Below are 26,831 nucleotides of genomic sequence, written 5' to 3'. Positions count from 1 at the left end.
GTATTCTTTTTTTTATGCCAAGGTGTAACGACTTATGCTGGTTCTGCCACTGCATTTTTATGCAAGCAGGGAGTGTTTTCATGATAAATGCAGTTTTGTGGCTCATCGGTAGGCAAGGCAGTAGATACATTTTCTTGAATTAAACCTAGCGGGGTTAAATCCAGTCGATGCATTAATTGTCTATCGGCTTGTACACGTGGATTGGCTGTGGTGAGCAATACATCTCCATAGAAAATAGAGTTAGCACCAGCCATAAAGCAAAGTGCTTGTGTGCCATCAGACATTTGTTCGCGACCAGCAGATAGGCGTACACTAGATTTGGGCATGATAATACGTGCTACAGCAATCGTACGTACAAACTCAAACTCATCAATATCTTCGTTGTCTGCTAATGGCGTCCCTGCAACTTTAACTAATTGGTTAATAGGTACTGATTCTGGAGGAGGGTTGAGATTAGCAAGTTGACTTAGCAAACCTGCACGTTGGGCACGTGATTCTCCTAGGCCGATAATGCCACCACAACAGACTTTGATGCCAGCATTACGTACACGCTCTAGTGTGTCAAGTCGGTCTTGGTAAGTACGTGTTGTGATGATTTCCCCGTAGAATTCAGGGGAGGTATCTAGGTTGTGATTATAGTAGTCTAAACCGGCATCTTTGAGTTTTTCTGCTTGCCCTTCTCTGAGCATGCCTAGAGTTACACAGGTTTCTAGTCCGAGGGCTTTGACTTGGCGTACCATTTCCATGACATCTTCTAAATGATGCTCTTTAGGGCTACGCCATGCTGCCCCCATACAAAAACGAGAGGCTCCGTTGGCTTTGGCGACTTGCGCTGCTTTTACAACGTCTTCAATCGCCATCAGACGCTCGCGCTCTACATCGGTGTTATAGCGAGCAGACTGTGGACAATATTTACAGTCCTCTGGACACCCCCCTGTTTTAATGGAAAGCAGACTGGAAAGTTGTACCTTGTGTGGGTCATGGTATTCTCGATGCACTTGCTGTGCACGATACAGCAAATCCATAAAAGGTAATTCAAAGAGCTCCAGTACTTGTTTTGTAGACCAGATGTTTTTTGTTGTTCTGGAAATTGCAATGGTATCCATTGTGTATTATCTCCTCGGGATAACCGTCTTAAATAATAAAGCAATTATCTTAGATAGAAGATGACGATTTTGCAATTTTAATTTTCATTGTTATTTAAGGGGTTTTTATATAAAATAAGCGAAGTTAAAGGAGGATTGTTGCCTTTTGTGGGTCTGTTTTGTTGAGGTGCTATGTTTTTTTCCTATTCTCGTCGCTTGACTGGTAAGGTCAGAACCTATTCTGCCAATGCAGAGTTGGCATGTTTTCTGTCCTTTGTGGCTGGGGCGATTAATGCAGGAGGCTTTTTAGCTGTGCATCAATACACTTCCCATATGTCAGGTATCGTCTCCGAAATGGCGGACATGGTGGCTCTTGGTGATTTTAGTTTGGTATTGTGGGCACTTGGTGCATTAATGGCGTTTATGGCAGGCTCAGCAACCACCGAGATTATTATCAACTATACCCGCCATCGTTATTTACAAAGTGAATATGCCCTGCCCATTTTTGTAGAAGCAGGGGCATTGGTTTTCTTTGGTCTGCTGGACGGCATTCATTGGCATTTTGAGTGGTTGTGGACATCTCTCACTGTAGCAACACTCTGCTACATTATGGGTCTACAAAATGCGATTATTACCGACATTTCTCAGTATGCACTACGTTCTACCCATATCACAGGAACTGTAACAGATATTGGTATGGAGTTGGGTAAGGCTTTCTACTGGAATCGTGCAAGTCGTAAGGATCCAAGTATCCAACCCGTTAAGTCTAACAAGAAAAAATTTAAACTACTTGTGCAGGTGTTAATCCTGTTTTTTATCGGGGGGATTGTCGGGGCTTATGGATTTAAAACCTTTGGGTTTATGTTTACTTGTGCTATTGCAAGTATTTTGGTTTACCTTGCGTTGGGACCTATGATTGAAGACCTAAAAAGTCTTTGGGCAATATTTAATGATCCGCCAGTTGTTTTGGAGAAAACCATAGAAGAAAATAATACAGACATACCTACCTTGGCAGAAATGGCAGAAGCAGAGGAGCTGGCAGAAGTTGAAGCACAGGAACTGGAGACCGATGAATTAGCCTCTGCACAAGAAGAATCGTCTGCCACACTTCACAAGTAATACTCTATCAGAAGAACTAGTCTCAGATAAGCACAGGATTGTGAAGTAAGCATTAATTTAGAGAGGAGTGCCTCTACAGGTAGGAGTGCTTTGCTGGGAAAAATGCTTTGGTGTGGGTAATGAGATTTTATTAAGGTAAAGGCAGGAGTAATTCCTGCCTTTTTGAGAAGATTTACCTTATTTACTCAAATATCTTGTATTTGAAAGACTTCTTGGTAATTTTCTCATGCTTCCTGACTAGTTATATACGTCGTAGCTGAAGTATTTCTTAGCAATCTTATCGTAAGTGCCGTCAGCACGGATTTCGTCAAATGCTTTGTTAAGAGCATCAAGAAGCTCTTTGTCTTGTTTGCGAACAGCAAAGCCAGTACCTTCACCGAAGATTTCTAAGTCAGCAGAAGAGGGTAATGGAGTACCAATAATGGCAAAGTCTTTACCGTTGGGTCCAGCAAGGAATTCGTCGGCAACACCACTATCAGCAAAGACGGCTTGAACACGACCTGTCACAAGGTCTTTAAGGGCATCTTCGAGGGTTTTGTAACGCTTAATATTGGCATCTTTAAAGTACTTTGTGGCATATTTATCTTGAATGGTGCCTTGTTGGATACCGAGTTCTAGACCTTTAGTACCTTCAGGAGTTGTGTCTGCTTTAAGACCTTTTTTACCGATAAGAGGGTTGGGTGTTGTCCAAATTTTTTGGGTAAAGGCAACCGCTTTTTTACGCTCTGGAGTGATACTCATGGAAGAAGCAATCACGTCGAATTTCTTAGCACGTAACGCAGGAATGATACCATCCCAGGATTGGTTTTGGAATGTGCAAGTTGCTTTCATACGTTCACACATCGCTTTGGCTAAGTCAATGTCGAAACCAACAATTTCACCAGTAGGTGTAGTTGATTCAAAAGGAGGGTAGGTAGCATCAGAACCAAAACGGATAGTCTTTTCTGCTGCCATTGCAGAACCTGCAGCAAATACGGCTAAGGCTGCTGTACCTAAAATGAATTTTTTCAACATAAAAACTCCTTAATCAGAGGGTAAAATGTAAATACTACAGCAAAAATATAACGATTTTGCAAAAAAATTACTATAGGGAAAATGCTAGTTTTTATCCTAAATTGTTATCCTATTGATAAAAAAGTGAATTTTGATGCGGTTGTCCATAAAAGGAGAAACAATATCTCGCACTTGTTTGGTGCAATATTTTTGTTAAAAAGTGTTTTGCGGTACACTTTCGGATATTCAGGAAACCCATAATTAATTATTTATGGTATTTTGAGTTAGAATGGAACCAATTTTTTCACTATAAGTACAATCATGACCAACTTTACAATCCTGTTTGAATATATGCCGCGGATATTAGAGGGGGCGGCGCTGACAATACAGATTGCGGTATTGTCCTTGATTTTTTCTGTGGTCTTGGGGCTTGTTGGAGCAGTGATGCGCTTATCCGACAACTTTATGCTTTCTAGGGTGGCTACTGTTTATTCTACGGTAGTGCGTGGAGTTCCCGATTTGATCTGGATGTTGATGGTGTATTACAGTGCTCAGATTGGGCTGAATTCCTTGACTGATGCTCTGGGGATGGAGTCATTTGAAATTAGTCCTTTTATTGCTGGTGTACTAACATTAAGTTTTATTTTTGGGGCTTATTTTACTGAGACCTTTCGAGGAGCTATTTTGGCTGTGCCCTATGGGCAAATAGAGGCAGGTTATGCTTATGGATTTGGTGCATTCGCGGTGTTGTATCGTATCACTTTCCCTTTGATGATGCGTTATGCTTTGCCTGGTGTGCGTAATAATTGGTTGGTGTTGACTAAGGCGACCGCTTTAGTATCCATTATTGGCTTGGATGATATGACACGCATTACACAACAAGCAGGGAGTGCTACCCAGTATCCTTTCCTCTTTAATATGGTATCGGCGTTACTCTTCTTGGTGCTGACCTTTGTATCGTTACGGGTATTTGCTTGGTTAGAAAAACATTATCAACGTGGGGTAAAACAGGAGGATAGCGATGAGTGAGACACTAGAGCTTTTTCAACAAGCACTGATTGATTGCATTAACGCTATCCCCATTACCTTGTTTTTAACCGCAGTTTCTGTGGCTTGTGGTTTGATGTTATCAGTGCCTTTTGCGGTCATCTCTTACAAGAAAAAAACTGTTGCTGCCAAGTTGATTAATGGTTTTGTATATTTTTTTACAGGAACCCCATTATTGGTACAACTCTACATTTTCTACTACGGTATTCCTAGTTTGGAATTTGTTAATCATTTAATGCATCAGCCAGGTTTTGAAATCCTAAAAGGTAGCTATATTTACGTATTGGCTGCATTGACCTTAAATACAGCTGCTTATTCCACTGTGATTTTTTCTGGAGCAATTCGTAATACCGAGCGAGGTGAGATTGAGGCCGCAATGGCTTATGGTATGACAAAAGCACAGGCAATGCGCAGAGTAATTTTGCCTTCAAGCTTACGCCGTGCACTTCCAGCCTATAGTAATGAAGTAATCATGACGTTGCACTCTACAGCACTGGCTTCTACAGTAACTATTATGGAAATTACTGGTGCGGCTAGTTTCTTTAATAGCACATACTACGAGCCATTTATTGCATATTCTGCAGCAGCATTGTTGTATTTGATTATCAATGGCTTGCTGGTATTTGGTTTTAGACAGGTTGAGAAACGTTATTTAGTGCATTTGAAGCGTCGAGTACAGACGGCATGATTTTAGTGATTTAAGGGTTTCATCATAGTTTCATCGTTGTCCCTGTAGCGGGTATAAAGTGACAACATCTTGACATGAATTGGCCTAAAGGATTGGCGATATGCGTACAGAGATACTTCCTATAGAATTTATGACACCAGGTATGCAGGCACAGGTGACAGCATTGCACTTTGGTGATGAGTCTTTACCGAAAGTGTATATACAGTCTAGTTTACATGCCGATGAGATGCCAGGGTCAGTGGCAGCCTATCATCTGCATAAGATGCTTCTGAAGCTAGAGCAAGCAGGTCGTTTGCGGGCTCATATTGTGTTGGTACCTCTATGTAACCCTCTTGGTTTGGGGCAAATGGTGGACTATATGCATATTGGACGCTTTCACCTGCCAACAGCACAGAATTTTAACCGTCTTTTTACAGTTCCCCTTAGTCAAGCCGTATTAGATGAATTGGCTGCACATCCTATAGAGTTTTCCCCTGATGCACAAGAGAATACCTCACGGTTAAGAAAAGTAATAGGGCGAGTGTTGGAGCAGATGAGACCAACTAATAATGTACATTCTATGCATTTAAATCTGTTACGTTTGAGCTATGATGCTGATATTGTATTGGATTTGCATTGTGATAATTTTGCTGTGGCACATATGTACACTATGCCTCAGACGTGGGAGTCTTTTGAGCCACTAGCACGTTATATAGGTTCAGAATGCCAGTTAGTAGCAGTGGACTCTAGTGCAAGTTCTTTTGATGAGGTGCTTTCTGGAGTATGGGTCAATTTACGTCAACACTATCCCAACGAAGCCATTGAACAGGCATTGATTAGTAGTACAGTTGAGTTACGAGGCGAGTACCAGCTTAGCCATGAATTAGGGGAGCATGATGCAGATGGGATTATCCAGTATTTAGCCCAGCGTGGATATATTGCACTGGATACCATTAAACCGATGCCAGACCTTGTCAATGAACCGCATCCATTAGAAGGTCTATACTATGTTCCTTCTCCAGCTTGTGGAGTGGTTATCTATAAGGTTAAAGCAGGTGAATGGGTATCTGCCGGACAAGAGTTGGCTGATATTATTAACCCTGTGACACTTGAATGCACAACGGTATACAGTGAATTTTATGGGTTTGTATTTGCGACAAGTGGTGAGCGAGTGGCCTCAGGTAATCGTAAGCTGTTGAGTATCTCTTGCCCGGTCAGCATTGGCAATGAGGGCTTATCACCATAAAATTTCATGAAACCCTTAGAAACGCTAAAAATGAAAAAACCCAGTAAAATCAATGACCTTACTGGGTTTAAATATCTTCATGCAATGCATGGAAATAGTAATCTGGTGGCCTGGGGCGGAATCGAACCGCCGACACAAGGATTTTCAATCCTCTGCTCTACCGACTGAGCTACCTGGCCTTGAAGAAAATAATATTAACCTAAAAAACTCAAAAATGGTAGCTTTTTTTGAGAGTCCTTAATAAATTTTCTTGAATTTACCTTGAATTTATTCATTTTTTTATTTTTATTGTTGTTTTTTTGATACAAATAGAGAGGATGCAAGGAGTATAATAGAGCCGTCTTAGCATTTGTAGCACCATAACGCATCATGACAAACGTATTCACTTTTGGTCTTAACCATCACTCCGCACCAGTATCCGTGCGCGAGCGAGTGTCTATGTCTGGCGATTTGGTACGTCCTGCACTGGACGCTTTGCGTTCTGCTTTTGGTTCTTCGCTTGAAGAGGCCACTATCTTATCTACCTGTAATCGCACAGAGCTTTATCTCGCAGCTAAGCCAGAGATTACTGAGCATATCCCTCGGTGGATTGCTGATTTTAATTCATTGGATTCCAGTCTGATTAGTCCGCATTTGTATCAATATACTCAAGATCAAGCTGTACGCCATGCTTTTCGAGTTGCTTCAGGGCTTGATTCTATGGTTCTTGGCGAAGCTCAGATTTTAGGGCAGATGAAGACTGCTGTGCGTACGGCAAGTGAGGCTGGTGCATTGGGTACAATGCTAAACCAACTTTTCCAGAAGACATTCTCCGTTGCCAAGGAGGTGCGGACTCAGACAGCAATTGGTGCTCAGTCTGTTTCTATGGCAGCAGCAGCGGTTCGATTGGCTGAACGTGTATTTGGTGATATTAGTGATACTAGGGTCTTATTCGTCGGTGCAGGAGAAATGATTGAGTTATGTGCAACACATTTTGCTGCTCATAATCCTAAATCTATTATGATTGCAAACCGTACTCTAGAGAGGGGAGAGGCGTTAGCTGCTCGTTTCGGAGGGCAAACAATGCGTTTAGCAGATTTGCCAGGGGTCTTGCATGAGTATGATATTGTTGTGTCATGTACAGCGTCTGCTTTACCTATTTTAGGGTTAGGCATGATTCAAAAGGCTATCCGCCAACGGCGTTTCAATCCTGTGGTGATGGTGGATTTGGCTGTGCCTCGTGATATTGAACCAGAAGTGGCAGAGTTGAATGAGGTCTATCTGTACACCGTAGATGATTTAGGCAGAGTAGTGCAGATGGGTAATGATGCTCGTCAAGCGGCGGTGGTGCAGGCCGAGGCTATTATTGATAGTCGAGTGCAAAGTTTTATGCATTGGATGCAGAATCGTAGTGTTGTACCTGTTATTCAAGGTTTAAATACCGCGGCACATTCAGTTGCAGAAGCCGAGCTTGAAAAAGCACGTAAACTTCTTGCCAAGGGGGTGAGTCCCGAAGAGGCGTTGGAGCGTCTTGCTCGTGCCTTAACTCAGAAGTATATGCATGCCCCTATGCAGGCTCTTAACCGTAGCCCAGCAGAGGAAAAAGGACAGTTACTGGAAATGTTGCCCAAACTATTTCCTTTCCACGCTTCTGAGCATTCACAAGCGGCAGATTCAGTTGTGTCACGTGATGTAGCTCACCATATGGAACATTAGCTAGGTATTTATACAGTATGTTTATCATGAGGATAAACATATGACTTTCAACCATAGCCCCCTCTCTAACCCTACATTGTCGTAGTTCCCTTTTCCTCACATAGGAAAGGGAATTGTTAATAAACGATGTAATAGATTTAAATTTTAAAGTTAATTATTGAGAAAGTACTTATGAAAACATCAATGCGTTCCCGTTTGGAACAACTGAGTCAACGCTTAATAGAGGTCGATGCTATTTTGTCCGAACCTGATACCGTAGAGGATATGGATCGTTTTCGTAAATTGTCACGTGAACGTAGTGAATTAGATCCCGTGGTTGCTTTATTCAAAGAGTATACCTCTACTGAAGAGGACTTATCTGTGGCAATTGAGATGATGTCTGATCCCGATATGAAAGACATGGGTGAGGAAGAAATGAAAACAGCAAAGCAAAAGCTCGAAGAGCTTGAGGCTAAGTTGCAAATAGAGCTTCTTCCTAAAGATCCTGATGATAACCGTAGTGTCTTTCTTGAAATTCGTGCAGGTACTGGTGGCGATGAAAGTGCTATTTTTTCTGGTGATTTATTCCGCATGTATAGTCGTTATGCAGAACAAAAGGGTTGGCGAGTGGAGATTATGAGTGAGAACCCATCAGAGCTTGGTGGTTATCGTGAAATTATTGCTCGTATTGAGGGTGAGGGCGTATATGGTCGCTTGAAATATGAATCAGGTGCTCACCGAGTACAGCGTGTGCCAGAAACGGAATCACAAGGGCGTGTGCATACATCTGCGTGTACTGTTGCGGTACTGCCTGAGGCCGATGAGTTGGCAGAGGTGGTCTTAAATCCAGCTGATTTACGTATCGATACTTTCCGTGCAAGTGGAGCTGGGGGACAGCATATTAATAAGACTGACTCGGCGGTGCGTATTACTCACATCCCTACAGGTATTGTGGCTGAATGTCAGGATGATCGTTCACAACATAAAAATAAAGCCCGAGCCATGAGTGTGCTAGCGGCACGTATTAATGATATTAAGCGCCAAGAACAACAGGCAAAAGAGGCTGCTGAGCGTAAGAGTTTAGTCGGTACTGGAGACCGTTCAGAGCGTATTCGTACCTATAACTACCCACAGGGGCGTGTAACAGATCACCGTATTAATCTGACTCTGTACAAGTTGGCTCAAATTATGGAAGGTTCTCTTGATGAGCTGACAGGTGCGTTAATTGCTGAACGTCAAGCTGAACTATTAGCAGCATTAGGGGATGAGTAGGCTTTGCTTGGCAAACGATAAGAGTAAATGGTAGAACAATACACATTAAGACAGTTTTTCGCTCAATCAGGTTTGCCTCTGCTTGAGGCAAAGATGATAGCGGAAAAGGTTCTGCAAGTTAACAGAGCTTGGCTCATCACTCATGATACTGATATGCTTTCTGCTGAAGACTGGGTGGCATTATCACAATTAGCACAAAGGCGTTTATCGGGTGAGCCTATGGCATATATCATGGGGGAACGAGAGTTTATGGGCTTAATGTTCACCGTTTCTCCTGCGGTACTAATTCCTCGCCCAGATACTGAGATATTGGTCGAAGAAGCATTGTCGTTTATGCAACAACAAAGCTCACATACCACTGATAACGCTTTTCCAAAATATCAGCAGCAATCACCGTTGAAAGTTTTGGACTTGGGCACAGGCAGTGGTGCTATTGCAGTCTCTATTGCTCATTATGCTCCATATGCTGAGGTATGGGCGGGAGAGTTGAGTGTTGATGCCTTGGAAGTCGCTCAAACTAATGCGACGGCACTAAATACTACCGTAAAATTTCGTCATGGCTCTTGGTTTGAGCCTTTTACTGATATGACATTTGATTTAATTGTGTCAAATCCCCCTTATATTGCTAAGGAGGATATACATCTACAACAAGGGGACTTGCGTTTTGAGCCTGCTATGGCATTGACGGACTTTGATGACGGATTAACAGCTTATCAAACCATCATTTCCAATGCATCTCACTACCTTAATCCACAAGGGGCTTTGATGTTAGAGCATGGTTGGAATCAAGCAGATGCAGTGCGAAACCTATTGTTGCAAAAAGGGTTTGCGCAGGTACGTAGTATCCGTGATTTAGCTGGTATTGAGCGTGTTAGCATAGGTATTTGTCAGTAGTTATTTGATGATGCAATTTCTTCTTTCGTGATAGTTTCATAAGTTAATCCGTCTTTATCATCAGTTTTTGGTGATACTTATAAGAAAACAGAGGCTATGATGAAAATAAGTGCAAATCCCCATAATAACCCTAGAATTTTCTTGCTTTTCATCGAATTACCCCCAAATATGGGTACAATGCTTTTTTATAAAATACGTTAATTTATTCTTTTTAAGGTGTTACCATGAGTAGCGTTCAAGATTTTATTCGTCAAACCATCACTGAATATCCCGTTGTTTTATTTATGAAAGGTTCTGCTCAGTTTCCTCAATGTGGCTTTTCAGGTCGTGCAGTTCAAATTCTACGTGATTTAGGAGTCAAGAAACTTGTGACAGTTAATGTCCTCGAAGATCAAGAAGTGCGTGAAGGTATCAAAGAGTTTTCTAACTGGCCAACAATTCCTCAACTTTATGTTAAGGGTGAGTTTTTGGGCGGTGCTGATATTATGTCTGAAATGGCAGCAAGTGGTGAACTCAAAACCGTCTTAGAGGAAGCAGGCGCATTTAACGATTAAGTACAATGAAAAAATTAGTCATTGGTATTACAGGTGCAACGGGAGCTATTTACGCTGTCAGAGCACTTGAGAAAATACGTGAGTTGCCTGATGTGGAGTCTCACTTGATTATTTCATCATCTGGAGTGCTGAATATCCAGTATGAGCTAAATCTTGGCAAAAAGGACATTTATGCACTCGCAGATTGCACTTATAATATCAATGATGTGGGCGCTACATTAGCTAGCGGTGCTTTTGATACCACGGGCATGTTGATATTGCCCTGCTCTATGAGGACGCTTGCAGCATGTGCCCACGGCTTATCCGATAATCTAATTACGCGTGCAGCAGATGTGCATTTGAAAGAGCGTCGTCGACTAGTGTTGGCAGTTAGAGAGACGCCTTTTAATCTAGCTCACTTACGTAATATGACCGCAGTGACTGAAATGGGAGGGATAATCTTCCCTCCCTTACCAGCGTTCTATCATCATCCTCAGACTTTAGATGATATGATTGACCACACAGTTGCACGGTTACTAGGGCTTTTTGATATTCATGTTGAGAGCCCTAAATGGCAAGGGGTGGTTAGACGTTCTTAGTACTCATACCCGAAACCAATACCTGCAGTACCATCACCATTGGAGTTAATTGCTCCATTGAGCTTGATAATTTTGCGACCATCTTGACTGGCATGTGACCAACCGATAGCAACAGCAGTGGCATCTCGGTAAATGCCTGTGGATGCAGCGATTTGGGATTTACCAGCGTGCATGACTTGAGGTAAAGAAGCAATGGCAGTGGCATTAGCACCGATACCTCGCATTTCTTTTTTCATTTTACGCATTTTCTCCCCCATGTAGCTGATGTCATTTTTTAACTCTTTTCTGAGTTCGCCAAGTTGACGCATATTGACGGCATCGTTGGTATCAGGACGACCAGGAGCGACATTGGTGATGCGGGTATTGTTAGCATCAATACCTTGAGCAGTCATGCTTGGCCCCTCTTTAATACTAACGCCGATGTTATCAACACGTACGGTATCGGTATCAACAGATTTAACGTGTATATTGTCGTTGAGGGTGATTTTGATTTGTTTTTTATCTGAATCACCTTCTTTTTGGGGAGGGCCGACTTTAATGTTCCTATCCCCTACGATGGTGTCTAGGTTACCAGCATCACCAGAGGCACCACTGACTGCGGCACGTAACTGACGTAAGTTAACCGCATCGGTGTCTTCTGTACCATCGGCGAGGTTGATGAGTTGGCGAAGTGCATCCTTTCTACCTATGGACACTGCACCCGTTGTTTTTCCATTCAAATCAGCATGACTATATGGCACCTCTTCAGGGTTTAATGACGTAAACCCTGCACGGTCTGCTTTGCTTCCTGATCCAAGTGCAACACCACCAGTTTCTGATGTATAGGCGAATGATCCGATAGCAACACCATTTTCTGGTTGGTTATCTTTGGTGGCATATTGGAACCTCAATGCATCCATAATCATGCTTTGTGAATTACCATCAAGTCGATCATAACCGATACCATCTAGGTAATCCTTGTAAGTTTTCTTCAAGTCCTTCATAATGGCATCATATTTTGCTTTTTCTTCGGGACTGCAAGAGCCACAATAGGCATTGCTGTTAATCCCATTTTTATGCAACAAATCCATCCATGCAGGGTTGAGTTGTCCACGATATGTGCTACCGTTGACAGCATCTATTATGTATTTTTGTGATTCAGCGTTTCCAACACCGCTAAATATACCAAGTGCGATTGATTGGGGAGCAAGTGTCATAGCAGAACCACCGAGACTGATACTGGAGGCATTGCTGGAGGTATTATTACCAAGCGAGAATCCAAGCATATTTTGTGCCATATGTTGAGGGAGCATAACTGCTGCTTCACCATCATCTTTGGGATAATAAATAAGAGGTAAACTTGCTGCATATTCACCTATGGCTATGGTATCAGTGTGAAATGTTGTTGCTTGGTATCCCATCGCTATACCTCCAGCACCAATGACAACATTATGCCCACCGACAATATAACCCCTTTTTTCATAATTTTCTTTATCAAGACCAAACAGAACATTATTGTGACCACCGATAAAACTTCCTGTCATATTAGCTGGCGTTGTGTTATTACCAATAACCTGATCGGAAATCATTCCTTTAGCATATAAGTAAGTAAGTTTGTCGGTAATCCATTGTTTTTGTGATGGAGTCAAGTCATTGAAATTATTTTTAGCAAAAGCCATTTTTTCTGATTCGGATTTTGCATTCCAATCCGTATCAGAAATAGTCGTTGCCATCGCCTGAGTCGATACGCTTAAGCAAAAAACTGCCATCAGTGCTTGTGAGATAACTGTTTTTTTATTCAATTTTAGTCGGATAAATTTCATCATGGATAACCTCTTCTAATCAACTGTATTTATGGCTTTTGACCCAACCGCTTTCCACTGTATAGTTTGAATATTGCAATAGTCTTTGATTGATGATGGTGAAACATGTAACAGAGGGAAGCTAAACTTCAACAAAAGTCTACTCGTTTTTTTTTTTTTTTTTCAATGAGTTGCTCGTTTTTTTTACGGTTTTAGGAGGTATTTTTATCAAAAATGAAACATAATTTATTCTAAAAGAAACAATTTAATACTTTATTGTTACTAGAATATATTTATTTTTCATATAGATATGAAAGTAAATATTGGCAAGGATTTTATGAAGTGAGAAGGAGGTGTTTTTTTGTGATAATGTGTAAATTTGTAGGTCACAAAACTGTCATTATGAGTTTTTTGAGCTATATGAGTCTTATTTTAAATACAAAGTGTCCCACTATTGCATATAGGAGTGTAGATTATGCAGGCTACTGTTAGAGTAGAGTACAACATTGATGCCATTATTTTGAATGGCATCTAGTTGTTGTATATTGATTGACTACCTCGGTAGTTAGGGCTATTGTTATTTATTTTTTGTTGCCCATACACTCAATTTGTACCAGTTTTCTATCGCTTAAACGAATAGCACTTAGTTTGCCTCCCCATACACACCCCGTATCTAAGGCAATAAGATGTTTGCGAACCATTAATCCTAATGTAGACCAGTGTCCAAAAACGATAGTGGTTTTTTCTGTTTTGCGATCAGGTAATTCAAACCAAGGAAGCAAATTGTCGCGTTTGCTTACTGAAGATGGGGCATCTTTAGAACCGAATTCCATGGAACCATCAGGAAAGCACATGCGCATGCGAGTAAGTGCATTGACAATAACTCGACGACGTTTTGCCCCAGTAAGAGAGTCACGCCAGCGATTAGGCTCATTTCCATACATCTTTTGTAGATATTTTTTCCAATTTTTTGAGCGTAGAGCCTCAGAAATTTCCCCTGCTAATTTCAAGGTCTTTTTGACATCCCATTTGGCCATGACTCCAGCGTGTACCATAAGGTGTTGGTGGGCATAATGGGCTAAAGGTCGGTGACGGAGCCAGTCGATAATATTTTCTACATCAGGGTCTTGGAGAATTTCATCAATAGTGTCAGACTTATTCTCGCGGCGAATGCCTGCGTATACGGCTAATAAGTGTAAATCGTGATTGCCAAGCACACAAACGGCACGATCACCGAGTGCCATAATGGTACGCAATGTTCGTAGAGACTGCGGGCCACGATTGATTAAATCTCCTGCAAACCAGAACTGTGCGTCAGGGTCTTGTTGAATTTCTGGGTGTTCAAGTAGCGTCTCTAGGGCATTGCAACAACCTTGAATGTCTCCAACGGCCCAGATGGTAGGAATAGTCTTACTTGGCATGGATAAATGACTCCGGTTTACGTTGACGCTCCATTAAGTAGAGTGCCATAAAAGCTAAAATAAGGGCAACCATATTAGGTAACAAAGCAGTTAACCAAGGAGGAAGATTGTTGAGCATCCCTACATTCAAGGCTAACTGGTTGGCCATAAAAAATACAATACCAATTAAAATACCTAGGAAAATCTTAGAGCCAACCCCACCTTTGCGACTTTGCACAAATCCAATGGGGGCTGCTAGTGTAATCATAACAAGTAGAGTAAATGGGTAGCTACCTTTGCGCCATAATGCGACTACATGGCGATTGGTTTGTAGGTGATTTTGCTTGAGATATTGGATGTAATTCAATAGGTTGGCGGTAGACATGCGATCTGGCTGAAGCTCTGTCGCAACAAGTCGATCATTGGTTACAGAGGTCTTCAAGGATAGCGTAGGGTACTTGTTGAGAACTGAAATAGTTTCAAGAGAAGTATCTGCTTGTGTGAGTACGGTATTGATATTTAGTAGTGATTTTCGCTCAGTAACATCATGAAGAGTAATTTCACCATGTTGAATTTCCCCCTTGGGGGCTGAAATTACCCGAGATAATTGGTTATTTTTGACATCATACTCAAAGAGGGTAATACCGGATACCTCTGAGCGAGAGTCCAAATGAAGAATATTAATTACGCGATATTCATCTTGATTTACTGGCTCACGAAACCAGTAACCACTGTCCATATCGGTGCTGTTTTTTCCCAATGCAGTTAGTGTGAGTTCACTGCTTTTGCTCTCAGCGTAAGGGGTGGCTATCTCTGATAAAAAGGTAGCAAACAACATGATGGGAATAGTAATAATCCAAAGGGTCATGAGAAGTCGTCTGCCACTGACACCTGATACGCGTAAGATGGTTAACTCATTGCGTTGTGCCAAACCTGCTAGGGCAATCACAGTGCCTATTAGTAGGCTAATAGGTAGTAAGTCATAAAGACGAGTGGGAAATTGCAATACTTGCATATAGAGCAAGGTTAAAAAAGAAAATTTCTCACTAATTTTGTCAAGTGCATCAATGGTCTCAAAAAAGGTAAATAACCCCAGCAGCACAACAATTACAACAGCAGTTGTGCGGTAAATCTCATTGGCGATATAGTGACGAGCAGTTCTCATGCAGCTTAAATGAAAAGGTGAAAATTAACCTAGTATGATAGCACGGCTGGGGTTAATTCTGTTGACGGGTTTGAGTTGTGAAAGAATATTCACCTCTTTATATAATGTAAATATGACACCAAGATGACAATGAATATCAAACTAATCATGGGAGTGAATTGTGTAGGGATTATTTGGGTATTTCCACCAAAGGCATACGACGTAGAATAATACTTGTGCGGCGGTTGAGATAGGCGCTACGAAAGCGTCTTCCATAATCGTCGGGATTGGGAAGCAATACAGCTAAACGGGCAGCCTCTGCGTTGCTGAGCATTTGGGCTGGCTTTTTAAAATAAAATTGGCTTGCCGCACCAATACCAAACACAGACTCTCCAAACTGAGATGTGTTTAGGTATAGCTCTAGAATACGTTTTTTAGAGAGTATAGTCTCTAGCATATAAGTGATAATGAGTTCTTGTGCTTTGCGCAGATAGGAGCGGGAGGGGCTAAGAAAAAGGTTTTTGGCTAATTGTTGAGTAAGTGTTGAGCCACCACGAATACGGGGATTTTGGTTTTCACTTTGGCGTAGATTGTATTGAAAGGCTTTTTTAATATACCCCCACTCCACACCAAAATGTTCAGTAAATCCACTGTCTTCTGAGGCGATAACCGCTCTTTTGATTGAGTTGCTCATCTTTGCATAGTCTACCCACTGAAAAAGAATCTCCTTGTCCTTTAATTGGCTAGATTGGTAACGCATAAAGGCCGTGCTAGACGGGTTAACAAGGGCGTAGAGTACAACATTGGAAAACAGAAAAATTTGATAGGCAAACAGAATCGCAACAAGCCCTATGCATGAATACCATAGGCAGGTACGGAATGGGCGATCAATAATAGCTTGGGCGATGTCTGTCATAGCGTTAGGCATGTTGTTGGAGGGCTTGTCGTAGTGCCTTAAGCACAGGTTCTGGATTAGGGTATTGGTGGTTCCAAATAGCAAAAGCCTCTGCCCCTTGATAAACTAGCATGCCAAGACCATCCGAACATTGTGCGGCTCCAGCCTGTTTGGCTTGAAGAAGAAAAACAGTTTCTGATGTGGGGGTATAAAGCATATCGTAAGCGAGAGTAGCCTTCGAGAAAGCGGTTGCTGGTACAGGAAGTCTCTCTTGAGATAGGCTACTAGCACTAGCATTGATAATAACATCCCACTCACCAGGAATATCGGTCAAAGAGCTATAGGAAAATTGTTCAGGATAAATGCTGACTGAGGTCAATGCTGGATACTGTTCCTGCAATGCTAGAAATGATTCAATCATTTGAACCGCCTTACTCTCTGTGCGGTTGGCAATATGTAAGTGATGACAACCTGCCTCTAAAAGAGGAAGCATTGCCCCACGACTTGCTCCACCTGCACCGATTAATAAAACACGTTTATCCTTGAGTGATATGCCTAGACGCATAATATCTTTGATTAAACCGATCCCGTCGGTATTATCACCATGGATATTATTATTCTCCAACCACAGGGTATTGACTGCACCAGCAGCTAGGGCTCGTGGTGTTAAGTGGTGGGTGGCAAGTTCATAGGCCTTCAGTTTGAACGGGACTGTAATGTTAAGCCCCTTGCCCCCTTGGGCGAAAAAATGATGTACAGTTTGTTCAAAAGCATTCTCTTCGACTAATTCTTTCGTATAACGAAAGGAGGTTAGACCGCATTGCTCTGCAAATAGATGATGCATAGTAGGGGAGTAACTATGCTTGATGGGGTTGCCAAAAACTGCAAAACGTAAATTTTCCATTTTTTTCCTAATTAACAACACGACACTCTATGGTGAGATTGAACAAGTCCATATCAAGAATGTCTAGTGTGACAGAATCACCTTTTTCTACATTGACCAGTCCTGCAATTGGCACAACAAGTGGCAATTGATCAAATCGCACCAATTCATCACGAATAATGGTGGCGGTTGTACGTGTAATTTGATTTTGTTGAAGATAACGCATACACCAATAACGCTCCATTTTATTTTGTGCATCTAGATAGCTAGTATATTTCGATTCAAAATCACTGATTAGTCCAAAAATACTAGGGTCTTTGGGTTTATAAGGCGCTACAAGACGTGCGGAAACGCCATGCTTTATCCCTTCAATGAGTTGACGCTGGTTAAACAAATCTACATAGCGACGAAGGGGTGAGGATGTCCATGCATAGCACTCAACACCAATAGCATCATGTGGTAAGGCATATGTACTCATGCGTACCTGCCCATTGCGTTGTGAGCGAAAGATACCAGGCAAACCTAACTCGTCTAGTAAAGCAGCCCAGCTACTGTTGCAGAGAATCATATATTCCGCCACGATGAGATCAAGTGGGGCATTACGCATACGAGGTATCAATAGTAATTTTGCGTTGGGGTCATCAGCTTCGCCATCTAGTTTAAATAAATACTCAATGCGTCCTGTGCCTTCTGGTTTACCACGGAATTCTTCTCGAGCTTTTTTTAGATGCTTAGCAAATGCCCACATGGGTTTAAATAATTCTGCATGAGGGATATTCGCCTGTTCATCTTCGAGAGCCTCTTGAGTTAGTAGGTGTTCAATATGGGTAATACGAAGATTTTCTTGGATGAAGATTTTTTCAAGTTTACTCTCTTTGTTGAGAATCTCACCAGTATCAATGTTGGCTGTGACATAGAGAGATAGTGCAGGAGCATATGTCCCTTCATTAAGCGAAAATAAGTCAATAAGCTCTTTTGCCTGCATAGGAATCTTCTGTCCTGGAAAATAAACCGTAGACATTCGCTGACGAGCAGCAAGATCCAGAGGACTATTTCGGTCAATAACAAGAGCAGGGCAGGCAATATGAATACCAAAAATAAACTCTTTATCATTAATTTTTTGGATACTAAAAGCATCATCAATTTCAGTCGTATCCACATCATCAACAGAATATGCTTTAATTTCAGCAAGAGGCAATTCCTCTATGTCGGGGATTGGAAGATGCGGATTATCTATCCCCTTTGGAAAGTATTTTCCCAAGAACATGGCTCGGTGAAGTGCTAGCTCGTGAGGAAATACTTTTAGTTTTAATAGCAGCTCAGCGACTTGCAAATGAGTTTCTTGCATAGCCAACTGGAATGCTTTCCATCCTAAAGAGTTTTTGTCTGGATTATGGATGAAGCTGGGTAGTACTTCTCGCAAGGCTTCTGGGACAATCCCGCTAATCATATCCTGTGCCCATGCTTGTAGTTGGAGTTCTTGCTGACGTTTTTTCTCTTGGGCTAATAAGGCCGCTTGTAGAATTTCTTTAGGTGCGGCAGCAAACACCCCTTTGCCTTTGCGATGGAAGTATATGGGATGCTCGTGCAAACGAAGGAATAATGCAGTTTTTTCAACTGTGCTAGCATTATCACCATAATATTCTTTGGCAAGTTGAGTGACATCAAAGCTGGATTCAGGGCAAATTTCCCATAAAAACTCCACGTCAATGTCATTGCTCAATGCGGTTGCTTGCTCTATCAGGGTATTTTGAACGGCATCGTTAAACGATAGAATGACATTGGCACGCTTAATTTTGGAGCGTTTGCCAGTAGGTAATTCTACTTGTAATGAGGTCTCAGCTTCAGAAAGGATGGTTGCCGTTTTAAATTGGCCTGATTCTTCAAAAAGTACGTACATTGCGTATGAAATACTAAAAACAAACGATAAAAATACAGTTAACTCTGCATTGTCTTAAAAATAAAGGCCAGAACATCAGGTAGGTAATGCTCAAAACCACTAAAGGCATGGTCTTGATCTGGGGCAATGATTTGTGTCGCGCCAGCATAGCGGGCTTGCATTTCTTGCCAATCCAGTAATTCATCCTGCATTCCTGCAAGGAGTAAAAAGCGAGACGGCTTTTGGAGGACAGGAATAAATAAATCCGCTAATTCTTTAATATAGGAGGCTTTAAATTCAAAAGGAGTATCAGAATGGTATTGGGTGCGAACATCTAGTTGCGTAGATAAGTCACGAGCCGCATAGACGCTAGGATTGATGCACACTGCACGACAATCAAGATGTTCAGCTAGGTATGTAGCATAGTAACCGCCTAGAGAAGAGCCGACAATACATAACTCTTCTGATGGGATGCCTTGAACCAGAGATAAACATAATGCTATTGCCTCTTTGGGAGAGGATGGAAGCGAGGGTGTGAGCAGTTGCTGTGCCTGCCCACGAGACTGCATAACACGCTGAAATAATTGTGCCTTTGCAGATTGGGGACTAGAACGAAACCCATGTAAATATAAAATCATGTTTTCCTGCCTCAACAAAACCTATTGCTTAGATAAGACCTATTGTCTCAACAAAAACCTATTGCTTAAATAAAACCTACTGCTCTAATAAAATAAAGCTACCATATGATAATTATCTGCCCTCCCTTTGGGAGGGTTATCATTTTTTGCTTAATTAGAGTGCTTTGAGCAGTTTATCATGTAGACCACCAAAGCTGCCGTTACTCATCACAAGGATATGGTCTCCAGGTTTAGCACAGTTGACAATAGCCTGTTTGAGTTGTTCTAAATCATGAAAGGTTTTAATTTTATCTGCTTGAGACCCAAATACTTCCTCTGGTTGCCAGCCTAGAGCATGTTTTCCATGTTGTTCTCCATAGCAAAATACTATATCTGCCTTGGCCAGTGCCTCAGGTAGACGAGCTGCCATTGTACCTAGTTTCATTGTGTTAGAACGAGGCTCTAGCACTGCGATAATACGAGCATGACCGACCCGTTGGCGTAGACCATCCAGGGTGGTAGCAATAGCTGTTGGATGATGAGCAAAATCATCATAGACAGAAATTTGGTTAACAACTCCGCGCAACTCCATACGACGACGCACTCCTTGGAATTGGCAAAGAGCCTCAATCGCCGTGCTAGGTGCAATACCCACTGCCTGAGCAGCTGCCATAGCGGCTAAGGCATTATTAATATTATGCGTGCCAGTATGTTTCCAGCAGATTGTACCAACCACTTTGCCAAGATGGATAACTTCAAACTGTTCGCCTGCTGCATCTCTTTGACCACATTGCCAAGGTGAGTCGTTGCCAAAGTGGTCTTGTTTAGACCAAATACCTCGAGCAATAACACGTCCTAATGCCTCATCATGCATAGGGGTGATGACAGTACCGCTTTGAGGAATCGTGCGAACAAGATGATGGAATTGGGTTTCAATAGCACGCAAATCAGGAAAAATATCTGCATGATCGTATTCTAAATTATTAAGAATAGCGGTGCGAGAGTGATAATGGACAAATTTAGAGCGTTTATCAAAAAAAGCAGTGTCATATTCGTCAGCCTCAATAACAAAATATTTGTTTTCTGGTGCAAAACGAGCAGAGATTCCAAAGTCACTGGCAATACCGCCAATTAAAAAATTAGGCTTATAACCAGCAAACTCTAAAATCCATGCCAGCATAGACGAAGTGGTTGTTTTGCCATGTGTACCTGCAACTGCCAACACATGTTGTTGACGTAGTATATGGTCACCAAGCCATTGTGGACCAGAGGTATAGGGTAAATTTTGTTCGAGAATGGCTTCCATTAGCGGATTGCCACGGGTAATTACATTACCAATAATATATAAGTCAGGGTTAAGCTGCAGTTGCTCTGTGCCAAATCCTTGTACTAACTCGATGCCTTGCTCTTCGAGTTGAGTGCTCATTGGAGGGTAAACACCCGCATCACACCCTGTAACTTTGTGACCAGCAGCCCTAGCAATGAGTGCCAAGCCCCCCATAAATGTACCGCAGATACCTAAAATATGAATATGCATAATCTTCTCTTCATTTTTGAATAGCCGTATTTTAAGCGTTTTTTAATCGTTTGTAAGCTCTATGCTATACTAACGACTAAGTAAAAATTGATAAATTAGTAGACAAAAGCGTCTTTTTGTCGTTAAATAGACGTTATTTGGTAAATAGAAATAAAAATGTCATTGAAAGTACTCGTGATTAATGGTCCAAATCTCAATCTTTTGGGAAAAAGAGAGCCGCATATTTATGGCTCTACAACACTCTCACAGATTGAGCAGCAGCTCATTCAGAAGGCATCATCATTAGGAATGACTTGTGAGTGTTTTCAGAGCAATCATGAAGGAGATATTGTGGCATGTATCCATGCGGCGATGGGGTCTGTGGATTACATCATTATTAATGCTGGTGCCTACACACATACGAGCGTAGCCATTCGTGATGCATTGTTAGGCGTTGCTATTCCTTTTATTGAAGTGCATCTGTCTAATGTGTACCAACGAGAGGGTTTCAGACATCATTCTTATTTGTCAGACAAAGCAGTTGCTGTGATTTGTGGCCTGGGAGCTTTTGGATATGAGGCAGCCCTGTCATTCATAGCAACGAAAAAGTAGTATTTCAGTTGGTTTTATTTTTTGAATAAGACCTCGTTTAAAACACTATCTGGAAAAATTATGGATCTTAGAAAATTAAAAACATTGATTGATTTAGTGGCTGAATCAGGTATTGCCGAACTTGAGGTAACAGAAGGTGAGGGCAAGGTTCGTATCGTTAAGAACCAACAAGTTGCTGCACCAGTGAGTTATGCTCCGGCTCCAGCTCCAGTGGTGGCGGCACCTGCAGCTACTCCAGCAGCAGCTCCAGCTGCTCCTGCAGCAACAGAGCCTGTAGTAAGTGGACATATCGTCAAGGCACCTATGGTGGGTACGTTCTATCGTGCACCTAATCCTAGTGCTCCTCCATTTGTAGAGGTGGGTGCATCAGTGAAAGAGGGTGATTCATTATGCATTATCGAAGCGATGAAATTGCTTAATGAGATTGAAGCTGATAAGACAGGTGTAATCAAGGAAATCCTTGTTGAAAATGGTGAGCCTGTGGAATTTGGTCAACCTTTATTCGTGATTGCCTAACTGAGACAACGTTATGTTCCAAAAAATTCTTATTGCCAACCGTGGTGAAATAGCTTTACGTGTACAGCGAGCTTGCCGCGAGATGGGTATTAAAACAGTGGTCGTTCACTCTGAGGCTGACCGCGATGCTAAGTATGTGCGTTTGGCCGATGAGTCTGTGTGTATCGGTCCAGCCGCACCGCAACAAAGTTACCTCTATATGCCAGCGATTATTGCGGCGGCAGAGGTGACAGACGCAGAAGCTATTCACCCAGGTTATGGGTTTCTCTCTGAAAATGCAGATTTTGCTGAGCGTGTAGAACGCAGTGGTTTTGTATTTATTGGCCCTCGTCCAGAGTCTATCCGTGTGATGGGGGACAAGGTGAGTGCTAAGCAAGCTATGATTGCGGCTGGTGTTCCCGTTGTTCCTGGCTCTGAAGGGGCTTTACCTGACGATCCAGCCTATATTCTTGCTACTGCAGAACGCATTGGTTACCCTGTTATTATTAAAGCAGCTGGTGGTGGTGGAGGTCGTGGTATGCGTGTGGTACATACTGAGGCAGCCTTATTAAGTGCTGTACAGATGACCAAAGCCGAAGCGGGTGTTGCTTTTAATAATCCAGAAGTTTATATGGAGAAATTTCTCGAAAATCCTCGTCATATTGAAATTCAAGTGATGGGAGATGGAGAAGGGCAAGCTGTATGGCTAGGTGAGCGTGATTGCTCTATGCAACGTCGTCATCAAAAAGTCATTGAAGAGGCACCAGCACCAGGTATTGACCGTAAGTTGATTGCATTCATCGGTGAGCGTTGTGCAGAAGCATGCCGTATGATGAAATACCGTGGTGCAGGTACTTTTGAGTTCCTCTATGAAAATGGTGAGTTCTACTTCATTGAGATGAATACCCGTATTCAAGTAGAGCATACAGTGACTGAATGCATCACTGGTATTGACTTAGTTCAAGAACAGATTAAAGTTGCTGCTCGTGAGCCTTTTACTCTTCGTCAAGAGGATATTAAGTTAACTGGACATGCGATTGAGTGTCGTATTAATGCAGAGGACCCATATACCTTTATTCCTTCTCCAGGATTAATTAGTGCGTGGCATACACCGGGAGGTCCAGGTGTGCGTTTAGATTCGCATGTATTTTCTGGTTATCGTGTACCTCCTAACTATGACTCTATGATTGCCAAATTGGTGACTTTTGGTAGTACACGTCGGCAAGCGTTAGCACGCATGAATGTGGCGTTGTCAGAGATGGTGGTCGAGGGTATTAAGACCAATATTGCTCTGCATCGTGATTTAGTGAATGATGCCAACTTCATTGAGGGAGGTACGACCATTCACTATCTAGAGCACAAATTAAGCGAACGCAAGTAGTAAGCGAGATGTTCGTGTCATGCAACCCCGTCCGATTGGTCGGGGTTGTGTTGCTTATTCAAACATGGAATGATTATGCGTGAATTGGTGTTGTTAAGTGTAGAGAGTGAGGCAGAGGCCTTATCTGATTGGTTGTTAGAATGTGGCGCTCTATCGGTTTCTGTTGAGGATGCAGATTTTAATACAGCAAGTGAGAAACCTCTTTTTGGCGAACCTGGTACAGAGCCAGAGGTTCAGGCGTGGGCACGTAACTATGTTATTGCCTTGCTTCCAGATGACATGTCAGTCGAAGAGGTGTTACAAGCCTTGCTTAGCTTAAGTGGTCAGGATTTTACCAGTGTTGCTACAGTACGAGAGGTAGCCAACGAAGACTGGGTAAGATTAACACAATCACAGTTTGATCCGATACATATCGCAGAGCATATTTGGGTGGTTCCTAGTTGGCACAAAGATAATCCAGATGTGGTTGCAGCTAATCAAAATAGTGACAATATCTTAATTGAGCTTGACCCAGGTCTTGCTTTTGGTACAGGTAGTCATCCGACTACTCATCTTTGTGCAGAGTGGTTGGCTCATTATTTTGCCTCTCTTGATTCTCGCACCAAAGACCAGCTAGAAGTGTTAGATTACGGACATGGTTCGGGTATTTTGGCTATTATTGCCAAGAAACTAGGGGCTAAACGTGTGTTGGGGGTGGATATCGATGAGCAAGCGGTAAGCACAGGGGCATATAATGCTGAAGTGAATCATGTTGATATTGATTTCATGTTGCCAGATGCTTTACCTCATGGACAGTTTGATATTGTTGTTGCTAATATTCTGTCTAATCCTCTTAAAGTACTTGCTCCCATGCTAGCTGGTCGTGTTGCCACAGGAGGGCATTTGGTGCTGTCTGGTGTGCTAGAACGTCAGGCGGAAGAGGTTATTGCTGCTTATGCCCCTTATATCGCCATGTCTGTCTGGAAAACACAAGAGGGTTGGGTGTGTTTACATGGTCACAAGTAGACAATCTGCACTACGAATAGACGATTAACAACGAGAGAGTTCATGATGAAAACATGTTGTCCTCAGTGTCATACGATTCTTACCTTAACACAACAACAAGTTGCCCAACGTAAAGGGATGGTCCGTTGTGGGGTGTGTCGCCATGTTTTTAATGCTATAGAGAATTTATATGATGAAGACTATCCTGTCTTATCCAAAGAGGGAGAAGAATCTGGAGATTATTTCTCTTCTAAAGCGACATCGGCTTCCTACAATGCACCTGCCTCACCGCGATATGAGCTTCCTCGAAGAGCGGTCCCCTCTATCCATACAGAGACTCCTCATAGTGAAACGGCTTCTATAACAAGACCACGCCCTGCTATGACGGCAGTGGAAGACGATTTTGTAGTTAATCCTACTGTGGAGCGTGAGTCACGCCGAGAATCGGTAGTTCCTGCTGTGCATATTCACCTTAACAATGGCTCTCAATCGAGTGTAAAGGGTGAGCGTGATGATGAACACTATATTGGGGGGCGTCTCCGTGAGGAGGATTCTGAAGATGATGAGTTTACCGTACGGGGGGATACCTACGAAGTAGAGGGAGAAGATTATTATGAAGAGCGTACTTCTTCCTTTGGCTGGTTCTGGTTATTTATCATTCTTTTGGCACTAGTACTTATTGCAGGGCAGATACTTTATGTTTTTCGTAACCAAATCAGTACAGCTTACCCTAGTATGCGTCCTGTGCTAGTCCAAATGTGTAGTCTCTTTAAATGTGAAGTAGATATTCAGAAATCGGTGAATAATCTTGCTTTAGAAAACGTTGTGCTGTCCCTCAACGATAAAGTGACTCCTAAACCAGGGGAGCAGGCACTGCGATTGCAGGCATTGCTAGTCAATAAGACAGACAAACCACAAGATTGGCCTATTTTAGTATTAAGGCTAAAGAACTCTCAGGGCGTAGTGGTTAATAGCAGAAATATTCAACCTAAAGAGTACCTTGTTCCAGAGTTGTTGATGCAACCTTTTGCTGGCAATGGTAAACAACTGATTAACTTACCTTTTACGCTTGATGGGGCTCCTATTAGTGGCTATGAGTTGAGCATTTTTTATCCCTAAGGAAGAGAGAATATGAATGTATTAGTATGTGGTTCAGTAGCATTTGACACAATTACTTTGTTTGAGGGACATTTTAAAGATCATATTCTTCCAGAGCATATTAAATCATTAAGTGTTTCTTTCTTTGTGCCCACTATGCGTAAGGAGTTTGGAGGATGTGCGGGTAACATTGCTTATAGCCTTAAAATGTTAGGAGGTAATCCTATCCCTGTTGCTACTATAGGTAAGGATGGAGGCGAGTATCTCCAACGATTTGAGCAATTAGGGATTAATACCGAGGGTCTTAAAATTATCCCAGATGCTTTCACCGCACAATGTCATATCACTACGGATTTAGATGGTAACCAGTTTACAGCTTTTCATCCAGGGGCTATGTCAAGTGCACATACAAACACCATTCAAGCAGATAATGTGGGATGGGCGATTGTGGCACCAGACTCTAAAGAGGGGATGTTCACTCATGCACATTCATTACACGCAAAAGGGATTCCTTTTATTTTTGATTTAGGTCAAGCAATGCCCCTGTTTGATAAAAATGATTTAGAAACAATGCTAGGGCTTGCACAAGCAATGACTGTTAATGATTATGAGGCTACAGTAGTAGAACAACGTCTTGGTCGCAGTGTAGCTGAATTATCTCATTATCTTGAGGCTATTATTGTGACTAAAGGGGCTGAGGGTGCTAGTCTTTATATTAAAGGAGAAGAGACACAAATTCCGCCGCTAAAAGCAGAAAAGGTTTGTGATCCTACTGGTTGTGGTGATGCACACCGTGGGGGATTATTATATGGGTTGTCACAAGGTTGGCCTTGGTATGAAAGTGCTTGCCTAGCGAGCTTGATGGGGACGCTTAAAATAGCCGTGCAGGGGCCTCAGAATTATCACTATAGCCGAGAAGAAATTGCTCAAAAACTCAAAGCAGCCTATGGCGTAGAAATGTAAGAGCAGTATGTCATGCAAGCCATTTTCAAGGCTTTAGCTACTTGATAGCAAGGT

The 26,831-nt window shown here is 42.2% G+C and carries 25 protein-coding genes and 1 tRNA gene; 15 read left to right on the top strand and 11 right to left on the bottom strand.

Annotated elements, in window-relative coordinates:
- Positions 1-32: 32 nt before the first annotated feature.
- A complete protein-coding gene (gene bioB / locus HKX40_RS07485) occupies positions 33-1,106 on the bottom strand; it encodes a biotin synthase BioB (RefSeq protein WP_171588957.1) in 1,074 nt (357 codons plus the stop codon).
- 171 nt (positions 1,107-1,277) lie between these two features.
- Here bioB and HKX40_RS07480 point away from each other — a divergent pair, with 171 nt between their 5' ends.
- Positions 1,278-2,204 (top strand): YoaK family protein, encoded by a 927-nt coding sequence (locus tag HKX40_RS07480; RefSeq protein ID WP_171588956.1) that lies wholly within the window; start codon positions 1,278-1,280, stop codon positions 2,202-2,204.
- A 237-nt stretch (positions 2,205-2,441) separates the two neighbouring features.
- On the opposite strand, the gene HKX40_RS07475 is transcribed toward HKX40_RS07480, so the two are convergent.
- A complete protein-coding gene (locus tag HKX40_RS07475; RefSeq protein ID WP_171588955.1) occupies positions 2,442-3,218 on the bottom strand; it encodes a transporter substrate-binding domain-containing protein in 777 nt (258 codons plus the stop codon).
- Positions 3,219-3,518: 300 nt separating this feature from the next.
- On the opposite strand from HKX40_RS07475, the gene HKX40_RS07470 reads away from it, so the two are divergent.
- From HKX40_RS07470 to HKX40_RS07460, 3 genes are all read left to right on the top strand, one after another.
- Positions 3,519-4,226: an ABC transporter permease gene (locus HKX40_RS07470; protein ID WP_171588954.1), complete on the top strand. Its 708-nt coding sequence runs from the start codon at positions 3,519-3,521 to the stop codon at positions 4,224-4,226.
- Entirely contained in the window at positions 4,219-4,932 is a 714-nt protein-coding gene (locus HKX40_RS07465; RefSeq protein ID WP_171588953.1) for an ABC transporter permease, read from the top strand. Before HKX40_RS07470 ends, HKX40_RS07465 begins: the two co-directional genes overlap by 8 nt.
- Positions 4,933-5,032: 100 nt before the next feature.
- Positions 5,033-6,157 carry a succinylglutamate desuccinylase/aspartoacylase family protein gene (locus HKX40_RS07460; protein ID WP_171588952.1) on the top strand — a complete coding sequence of 375 codons (1,125 nt, stop codon included), beginning with the start codon at positions 5,033-5,035 and terminating at the stop codon, positions 6,155-6,157.
- 103 nt (positions 6,158-6,260) lie between these two features.
- Here HKX40_RS07460 and HKX40_RS07455 read toward each other — a convergent pair.
- Positions 6,261-6,336 (bottom strand) — tRNA-Phe (locus HKX40_RS07455).
- A 190-nt stretch (positions 6,337-6,526) separates the two neighbouring features.
- Here HKX40_RS07455 and hemA point away from each other — a divergent pair.
- The 5 genes from hemA (at position 6,527) to HKX40_RS07430 (ending at position 11,129) form a co-directional block, all read left to right on the top strand.
- Positions 6,527-7,852, top strand: coding sequence for a glutamyl-tRNA reductase (hemA, locus tag HKX40_RS07450; RefSeq protein ID WP_171588951.1), 1,326 nt, complete (start codon positions 6,527-6,529; stop codon positions 7,850-7,852).
- A 171-nt stretch (positions 7,853-8,023) separates the two neighbouring features.
- On the top strand, positions 8,024-9,103 hold the full coding sequence (gene prfA / locus HKX40_RS07445) for a peptide chain release factor 1 (protein WP_171588950.1): 1,080 nt from the start codon (positions 8,024-8,026) through the stop codon (positions 9,101-9,103).
- Positions 9,104-9,130: 27 nt separating this feature from the next.
- Complete coding sequence (gene prmC, locus HKX40_RS07440) at positions 9,131-9,997, top strand: peptide chain release factor N(5)-glutamine methyltransferase (protein WP_171588949.1); 867 nt, start codon at positions 9,131-9,133, stop codon at positions 9,995-9,997.
- A gap of 224 nt (positions 9,998-10,221) precedes the next feature.
- Positions 10,222-10,551 carry a Grx4 family monothiol glutaredoxin gene (gene grxD / locus HKX40_RS07435; protein WP_171588948.1) on the top strand — a complete coding sequence of 110 codons (330 nt, stop codon included), beginning with the start codon at positions 10,222-10,224 and terminating at the stop codon, positions 10,549-10,551.
- A gap of 5 nt (positions 10,552-10,556) precedes the next feature.
- Positions 10,557-11,129 carry a UbiX family flavin prenyltransferase gene (locus HKX40_RS07430; RefSeq protein WP_171588947.1) on the top strand — a complete coding sequence of 191 codons (573 nt, stop codon included), beginning with the start codon at positions 10,557-10,559 and terminating at the stop codon, positions 11,127-11,129.
- On the opposite strand, the gene HKX40_RS07425 is transcribed toward HKX40_RS07430, so the two are convergent.
- The 8 genes from HKX40_RS07425 to mpl all read right to left on the bottom strand — a co-directional run bounded on the left by HKX40_RS07425 (position 11,126) and on the right by mpl (position 21,265).
- Entirely contained in the window at positions 11,126-12,934 is a 1,809-nt protein-coding gene (locus HKX40_RS07425; protein WP_171588946.1) for a YadA family autotransporter adhesin, read from the bottom strand. The genes HKX40_RS07430 and HKX40_RS07425 overlap by 4 nt on opposite strands.
- Positions 12,935-13,491: 557 nt before the next feature.
- On the bottom strand, positions 13,492-14,331 hold the full coding sequence (locus tag HKX40_RS07420) for a symmetrical bis(5'-nucleosyl)-tetraphosphatase (protein ID WP_171588945.1): 840 nt from the start codon (positions 14,329-14,331) through the stop codon (positions 13,492-13,494).
- Positions 14,321-15,475 carry an LPS export ABC transporter permease LptG gene (gene lptG / locus HKX40_RS07415; protein WP_171588944.1) on the bottom strand — a complete coding sequence of 385 codons (1,155 nt, stop codon included), beginning with the start codon at positions 15,473-15,475 and terminating at the stop codon, positions 14,321-14,323. Before lptG ends, HKX40_RS07420 begins: the two co-directional genes overlap by 11 nt.
- Before the next feature lie 169 nt (positions 15,476-15,644).
- A complete protein-coding gene (gene mtgA, locus HKX40_RS07410) occupies positions 15,645-16,370 on the bottom strand; it encodes a monofunctional biosynthetic peptidoglycan transglycosylase (RefSeq protein WP_171588943.1) in 726 nt (241 codons plus the stop codon).
- 4 nt (positions 16,371-16,374) lie between these two features.
- Positions 16,375-17,253: a shikimate dehydrogenase gene (gene aroE / locus HKX40_RS07405; protein ID WP_171588942.1), complete on the bottom strand. Its 879-nt coding sequence runs from the start codon at positions 17,251-17,253 to the stop codon at positions 16,375-16,377.
- Between the two features lie 7 nt (positions 17,254-17,260).
- The gene (locus tag HKX40_RS07400; protein WP_171588941.1) at positions 17,261-19,132 is read right to left on the bottom strand and encodes a ribonuclease catalytic domain-containing protein; all 1,872 of its coding nucleotides are present in this window, start codon (positions 19,130-19,132) and stop codon (positions 17,261-17,263) included.
- A 38-nt stretch (positions 19,133-19,170) separates the two neighbouring features.
- Positions 19,171-19,749, bottom strand: a complete 579-nt coding sequence (locus HKX40_RS07395) for a YqiA/YcfP family alpha/beta fold hydrolase (RefSeq protein ID WP_171588940.1) — start codon at positions 19,747-19,749, stop codon at positions 19,171-19,173.
- Between the two features lie 154 nt (positions 19,750-19,903).
- Entirely contained in the window at positions 19,904-21,265 is a 1,362-nt protein-coding gene (gene mpl / locus HKX40_RS07390; protein ID WP_171588939.1) for a UDP-N-acetylmuramate:L-alanyl-gamma-D-glutamyl-meso-diaminopimelate ligase, read from the bottom strand.
- 156 nt (positions 21,266-21,421) lie between these two features.
- Between mpl and aroQ the strand changes: the two genes are divergently transcribed.
- From aroQ to HKX40_RS07360, 6 genes are all read left to right on the top strand, one after another.
- Positions 21,422-21,856: a type II 3-dehydroquinate dehydratase gene (gene aroQ, locus HKX40_RS07385; RefSeq protein WP_171588937.1), complete on the top strand. Its 435-nt coding sequence runs from the start codon at positions 21,422-21,424 to the stop codon at positions 21,854-21,856.
- Between the two features lie 60 nt (positions 21,857-21,916).
- Positions 21,917-22,372 (top strand): acetyl-CoA carboxylase biotin carboxyl carrier protein, encoded by a 456-nt coding sequence (gene accB, locus HKX40_RS07380; RefSeq protein ID WP_171588935.1) that lies wholly within the window; start codon positions 21,917-21,919, stop codon positions 22,370-22,372.
- A 13-nt stretch (positions 22,373-22,385) separates the two neighbouring features.
- Complete coding sequence (gene accC, locus HKX40_RS07375; protein ID WP_171588934.1) at positions 22,386-23,732, top strand: acetyl-CoA carboxylase biotin carboxylase subunit; 1,347 nt, start codon at positions 22,386-22,388, stop codon at positions 23,730-23,732.
- 75 nt (positions 23,733-23,807) lie between these two features.
- Positions 23,808-24,737, top strand: coding sequence for a 50S ribosomal protein L11 methyltransferase (gene prmA, locus HKX40_RS07370; protein ID WP_171588933.1), 930 nt, complete (start codon positions 23,808-23,810; stop codon positions 24,735-24,737).
- A 42-nt stretch (positions 24,738-24,779) separates the two neighbouring features.
- The gene (locus HKX40_RS07365; RefSeq protein ID WP_171589007.1) at positions 24,780-25,835 is read left to right on the top strand and encodes a zinc-ribbon and DUF3426 domain-containing protein; all 1,056 of its coding nucleotides are present in this window, start codon (positions 24,780-24,782) and stop codon (positions 25,833-25,835) included.
- A gap of 12 nt (positions 25,836-25,847) precedes the next feature.
- Positions 25,848-26,777: a carbohydrate kinase family protein gene (locus HKX40_RS07360; RefSeq protein WP_171588932.1), complete on the top strand. Its 930-nt coding sequence runs from the start codon at positions 25,848-25,850 to the stop codon at positions 26,775-26,777.
- Positions 26,778-26,831: the final 54 nt, after the last annotated feature.

Source organism: Pelistega europaea (genome assembly GCF_013133775.1).
Lineage (GTDB): Bacteria > Pseudomonadota > Gammaproteobacteria > Burkholderiales > Burkholderiaceae_B > Taylorella > Taylorella europaea.
The sequence above is the reverse complement of the archived record's forward strand: the minus strand, read 5'-3'. Positions and strand labels throughout refer to the sequence as shown.